A 5,794-nucleotide genomic window follows, 5' to 3' on the forward strand; every position below is an offset into this window, starting at 1 on the left:
ATATATAAACTTTTACTTTTCTATCCATTCACGAAAGGAAACTGTATTACTTTGGCTTGTTTTTAGATAATTTTTACAGCCTACTATTTTGAGTATCAAAGCATTTTTGGAATATCGTTCTATTTTTTGGATATATTTTTTGTTAACAAGCTCACTTCGATTAATTCTGAAAAACTCTTTTGGATTTAGAACAACTTCAATTTCTTTAAGTGTGGTTTCATTAAGTAAATGTTTTTTACCCAAATTATCATATGCAAATATTACACCCTCATCTGCTTCAAAAAATATTATGCTATCCATATCTAAAAAGTAAATTTCCTGATGATTACTTATTGTAAACCTTTCTTTATAAGATGGATTGGTCAAATTTCTTTCTACGATAAAATTGATTTGAGATAGCAAGTCATTATTAGTGCCTTCTGATTTGCTCAACAGCAAAAATTTATTCCAGGCTTTTTGAAAACGTTCTTTTGAAAATGGTTTTAAAAGATACTCAATGCCGTTGGTCTCAAAAGCATTCATCCAGAACTGGTTATAGGCTGTTGTAAAAATAATTGGGCAGGATACCGAAACATTGCTATAAATTTCAAAAGCATTGCCATCCAGCAATTCTATGTCGGAAATTATCAGATCTACTTTGGTATTTTTAAGAAATTCAACAGCCATTCTTATGGTGTCAATTTCTACAACGACTTCGGTTTTTTCCTCCTGTTCTATAAGAAATCTTTTCAGTTTATTTCTTGCTGGTATTTCGTCCTCGATGATTGCTATTTTTATCATTGTTTTTGTATTTTATAAATTATAGGAATGATTACAGAGAATATTTTGTCTGATTTTTGGATTTCTATCGGAATGTTGGTTAACAATTTGTACTGTTCTTTTAGATTGTTCAAGGCTGGAAAATAGGTCTATACTCTTCCCGATGCAGGTTTTGTATTTCGTTTTGGAATCAGGTTGTTTGATATGCTGATATTATTATTATTTGTAAGTATTTTTATGCATACAGGATTTTTTTCAGTTCCCAAATTATGCTGAACTGCATTTTCAATAAGCAATTGCAGAGAAAGAGGCACAATAGCGCCATTGCAATTTTCGTTTTCAATTATCAGTTGATACGAATTTCCGTATTTGTGTCGTATCAGGTTGAAGTATTGTGTTGCAAAGGTTAATTCTTCACTTATCGGGATGGTTTTTTTATCCGAGGTTTGTAAAACAAATCGGTAAATGTCCGCAAATTCATTTAGGAAGTCAGATGCTTTGTATTTGTCTTCTTCAATCAACTGGTCTAATACATTTAGATTATTAAAAAGAAAATGAGGGTTTAGCTGTGTTTTGAGTTGGTTGATTCTACTTTCGGAAAGTGCCTTATTATACTTTACTAATTGCTCTTGGTTTCTTTTGTTTTTGTTGTAATAATTATAAGCAAGGAAAAAACTACCATAAATAAACCCGTCCAATAGATAAGAAAATGTAGTAAGTGTAACGATTTCCCGATTGAAATTCCTTTCTATATTATCAAAAATAAAAGCAATCGCCAAACTAATTGTTTGCATTATTAGAAGGTAGGAGATAAGGGAAGAACTGAATATCTTTAATAATTCTGTTGTACTGAAAATATCTGATTTCTGCCAGCGTCTAGTAAAAAAAATAAGTACTATAAACAAAATGCAAACTGAAATGAGGGTGCCTATAGCGGCATCAGGAGTGAAGGTATAAGCATTCAATTCTGTTCTTTCCCTAATTCGGGAATCAATAGATTGCGCATAAGCAAAAAGCACAATAAACAATAAAAAATATCGGTTTCTATTTATTCTATCAAGGACTTTTTTCATTCTAAATTAATTGCAACAATATATAAAATAGTCCTGCAATTTTTGCAGGACTATTTTTATCAAGATAACTATTTTTTCTTTTCAGGAAAAGAAGCAATGGTATTGCCTTTTTCATCGAAAAAGTCGAGTTTGGCATTATTTTCTTTATCTACGTAAAACATGGCTTTTGGCATTCCTATGTTATCAAAAAGGAATAAGCCATTATTTTCGCTTCTAGATTTTCCAAGCATTATACGAGGAGCACCTCCTAACAATCCTTGTGCTTCATACATTTTGTACTTTTCCTCTGCAGCTTTGGGGTCTTTTTTACCAAGTATATCTAACTCTTTCATTAGCTCTCCTGTTCTAATTTGTGATTCTTTAGAAGGTCGGTCATTAAACATCAAGCTACTGCTTACAAACCTTTGGTCTCCCTCTTTATAATCTTCGTTAAGCAACTGCATTACTTGGTCGCCATCATATTGATCATAGGTTAGTGAAAGACCTGAACTGTGACCGTTTTTAGATTTCTGTCCATCATAAATAAATCCGCCACATTCTATGCCGTCTTCATTAAAAAATAGCATGCCTGAACGTTTTTTTCGGTCTTCGTTGGTTGGTCTTCCATTAATTTTAACTTTTCCGTTAGGAAATTTATCAACGTTGGTAATGACCATTTTAACGGTGCCGTCTTTTTCTACGATATTGATTCTTTCCACATCAATTTCGCTAAACTTTTGATTCCCAAATTTATAAAATCCGGAAGTCATTAGGAAAATCATTCCAGTTGATATTACAAATGCGAATGTTCTTAAAAATACTAGTTCTCTGTTCATTTTGTTAGTTTTATTATTGATATTTAATTTTATAAGGCAAATCTAATTTATGGGATAAGTTCTATCAATAACAAACCGATGAGTTAAGGAGATATTTTGATGAATGATGTAATTCAGCAAATAAGTGGACTGCATAAAGTAGTTAAAAGCAAGTTGCATACTACTAGGTTGATAAAATCCATGAGAAAACTATTGCCGAAGAAAATGATTGTCTGTATAACTAGACTTAATTTGAATTGAAAGAAAAAAAGGATACGGAATTGTAATAAAAAAGCTAATGTTGATTTCGGGTATATTGAATTATTTTTGGCAATAAATTATTTTTTATTTAATTCAAATTTTAAAAATATACCAAAACACTTCTCTTATTATGCTAGCAATCTTTTTTGATATCATAATTATTATCCTTTTCATAACCCTTCACTTTTTAATATGGCGTGTATAATTTCAAACGCAATACAAGTATAGTTATCTGGATTCATTAGATAATCCATTTCATCAATATTTGACAAAAAGCCTAATTCCAGTAATACTGATGGAAAATGGTCTATACTTGGCTATTTCGGAGTGATGGTGCCACCTGTTTCGGTCAAACCGTGCCACTTTGAAAGATCTTGCAATTATATAAAAAATTATTGTTATTCGTTCTTTAAAGCTCCCTTTCTTAAGGATTCCCCTTTGAGGTCGATCCTGTGGGATGAGTTTACGATCCTGTCCAGGATTGCATCAGCTATGGTTCCTTCTCCAATGATGTCATACCAGGCGGAGACTGGTATTTGAGATAAGATGATGGTGGAGGATCGGTTGTAACGGTCATCGATTATATCCATAAGTGATTCTCTTGCATGGTTGTCAAAACCTTGCAGACCAAAGTCATCCAGGATAAGCAGATCTGCCTTTAGGAGCTTTGCCAGTTCTTTTAGATAGGTTCCATCGGCCTTGCTGAGCTTCAGTCTTTTTAATAAACGGGCCGTGTTGGCATAGATGGTGCGATATTCCATCATGCACGCCTGGTGCCCCAGGGCCTGGGCCAGATAACTTTTTCCAACTCCGGAGGCACCGGTCATAATAATATTCTCTTTTCGTTTCATAAAATCCAGACAGCCCAGACGCAGGAACATGTTCCTGTCCAGATTGCGCTGTTGGGCGTAGTCCACTTCCGCCAGATCGGCCTGTCCACGGAAGGATGCCTGCTTGAGGAGCCTTTGGATCTTTCGATCCTTATGGTCCTCCCACTGATGGTCCGTGAGCAATGCCAAGTATTCATCGGCCGTAAGATCCGGTGTGCGATTTTCCTTGATATGCAGCAGGTGTAAGTCTGCCATGGCACCTAGGCGCATTTGTTTTAGTTTTTCAACGGTTTGATTGTTGTTCATAATTATAGAGTTTATTGGTTACATATTTATTGATAGGCCGAAGCTCCCCGGAGATTCTCATGTACGGGGATATGAGGTTTGTCTTGTTCTAGATCTTGGTAGAACAGGGAAGACCGGTCCAGGTTGTTTTTCAGGATATTCTTGATGCGCTGGTATGCGACCGCATCTGCCTGTATGGCCCTTTTGCATGCGCTGTCCAAGCGTTGTGAGCCAAAGGCTCTGTGCAACTGGATAAGTCCCATGGCACGCTTGTAACCGATCTCGGGGTAATCTCCCGAGGCAATGATGGTATCAATACAGGCCACTACATTTTCCCCGTGCAGGGCAGCTTTCTTTTTAAAAAATTCAGGGCTCCAGTCCACATAATATTTGTGGGTACTGCTCAGGTGGTCACGATTTGTGTTGTAGTTTCCCTTACTGGGATTACGCTGGTGCAGGGCTATCCGCTGATGGTTGTAATACACTTCCACAGTCGTGGCGGTATAATGGATCTGGGTCTGCTTGCCGATGTAGCGGTAGGGTACGCTATAATAACTTTTATCTGGCGAGAAGTACACATATCCCATCTTCTGCACCTTTGCACGGCAATAGTCCTTGAGCTGGTAGGGACTTAGTGGAAGTGATTTTAAATGGCCTTTTTCTATGGACTGGAAGAGCTCCAGACGGCTGGCCTGTTTCCTTTTGAACAGTAGATTGTTATAGGCTGTCAACAGCTTGCGGATCTCTTTGTTGAGCTCGCTTAGGGAGAAGAAGGTCATATTGCGCAAGGGATAATAGATGCGCTGATAGGCAAGATGGACAGCATTCTCTACAAGGGCCTTGTCCTGCGGGGAGTATCCACGGGTCGGGTTGATCACACAGTTGTAGTGCCTGGCAAAGTCCTTAAAACTGCGGTTGATATCCGCCTCATAACGACTGGCACGGGTTACGGCCGACTTTAGATTATCGGAGACGATGGCCTTGGGCACCCCGCCATAAAACTCCAGGGCATGGCCACAGCATGTGATAAGATCGGCTCTCTTTTGGCTATGGCAGGCTTCCACATAGGTGTACTGGCTGTTGGGCAGGATGGCCACAAAGACCTCCACCGCAATGAGCTCCCCGGTGGCCCGGTCCACGATCTGCAGCTTCTTGCCCGCATAGTCCACATACATCTCATTGCCCGGATCGTGCTCCAGTTTCATTGATCCCCTGACCTTTGAGTATTTACGGTTGTAATGCTCCATGAACTGGGTATAACTATAGGGTTCTTTGGCATGTTGCACATATTCCTGGTAGTGGAACAGAAAGGTAAAACCGGGATGGTTCCGGGCTTTGTTGATCCCGTCAAAATACAGCATTAGCTCACCGTAACGGGGATTGGCTATCGTGGTACTGGAAGGAAAGAGTGCCTCCAGGGCAGCATTGTCGCGGGCCAACAGTTCCTCAGGGGAACGGTCACTGGCCTTGAACAGCTGCATATAATTGTTTACCGTGTTGCGGGATATCCCCAGGGTAGCGCCTATTTTACGGTTGCTGAACCCATCTAGGTGCAGGGAAATGATTTGTTTTAAGTCCATTGGATCAAGTGTGTTGGCCATATCGCACGTTTTTTGGCGACAAGGTAATTATTACTTGATCTTTCAAAGCGCTGCGGTGAGCGAGGTCGAACTGTGGCACAAATCGAACCGATATAGACTTTTACCACACAGGCAAAAGTGGCACAGTTTGAACCGAAATGCCTGGCACTATGAAACCGAAATCACTGGCACAAATCGAACCGAAGTATCCA

Annotated in this window: 5 protein-coding genes; all 5 read right to left on the reverse strand. The window is 38.7% G+C overall.

The genetic code is table 11. The annotated features are described in order from the left end of the window. Window positions 1-12 precede the first annotated feature (12 nt). Window positions 13-780, reverse strand: a complete 768-nt coding sequence (locus tag A9996_RS18795; protein ID WP_066438957.1) for a LytR/AlgR family response regulator transcription factor — start codon at window positions 778-780, stop codon at window positions 13-15. A 128-nt stretch (window positions 781-908) separates the two neighbouring features. Continuing rightward, a complete protein-coding gene (locus A9996_RS18800; RefSeq protein ID WP_066438959.1) occupies window positions 909-1,832 on the reverse strand; it encodes a sensor histidine kinase in 924 nt (307 codons plus the stop codon). Between the two features lie 68 nt (window positions 1,833-1,900). Continuing rightward, window positions 1,901-2,647: a hypothetical protein gene (locus tag A9996_RS18805; RefSeq protein WP_066438962.1), complete on the reverse strand. Its 747-nt coding sequence runs from the start codon at window positions 2,645-2,647 to the stop codon at window positions 1,901-1,903. Window positions 2,648-3,285: 638 nt separating this feature from the next. Then, window positions 3,286-4,023, reverse strand: a complete 738-nt coding sequence (gene istB, locus A9996_RS18810) for an IS21-like element helper ATPase IstB (RefSeq protein WP_066431887.1) — start codon at window positions 4,021-4,023, stop codon at window positions 3,286-3,288. Window positions 4,024-4,049: 26 nt separating this feature from the next. Continuing rightward, window positions 4,050-5,603, reverse strand: a complete 1,554-nt coding sequence (gene istA, locus A9996_RS18815) for an IS21 family transposase (RefSeq protein ID WP_066431889.1) — start codon at window positions 5,601-5,603, stop codon at window positions 4,050-4,052. Between the last annotated feature and the right edge of the window lie 191 nt (window positions 5,604-5,794).

Source organism: Gelidibacter algens (assembly GCF_001678675.1).
GTDB classification, from domain to species: domain Bacteria; phylum Bacteroidota; class Bacteroidia; order Flavobacteriales; family Flavobacteriaceae; genus Gelidibacter; species Gelidibacter algens.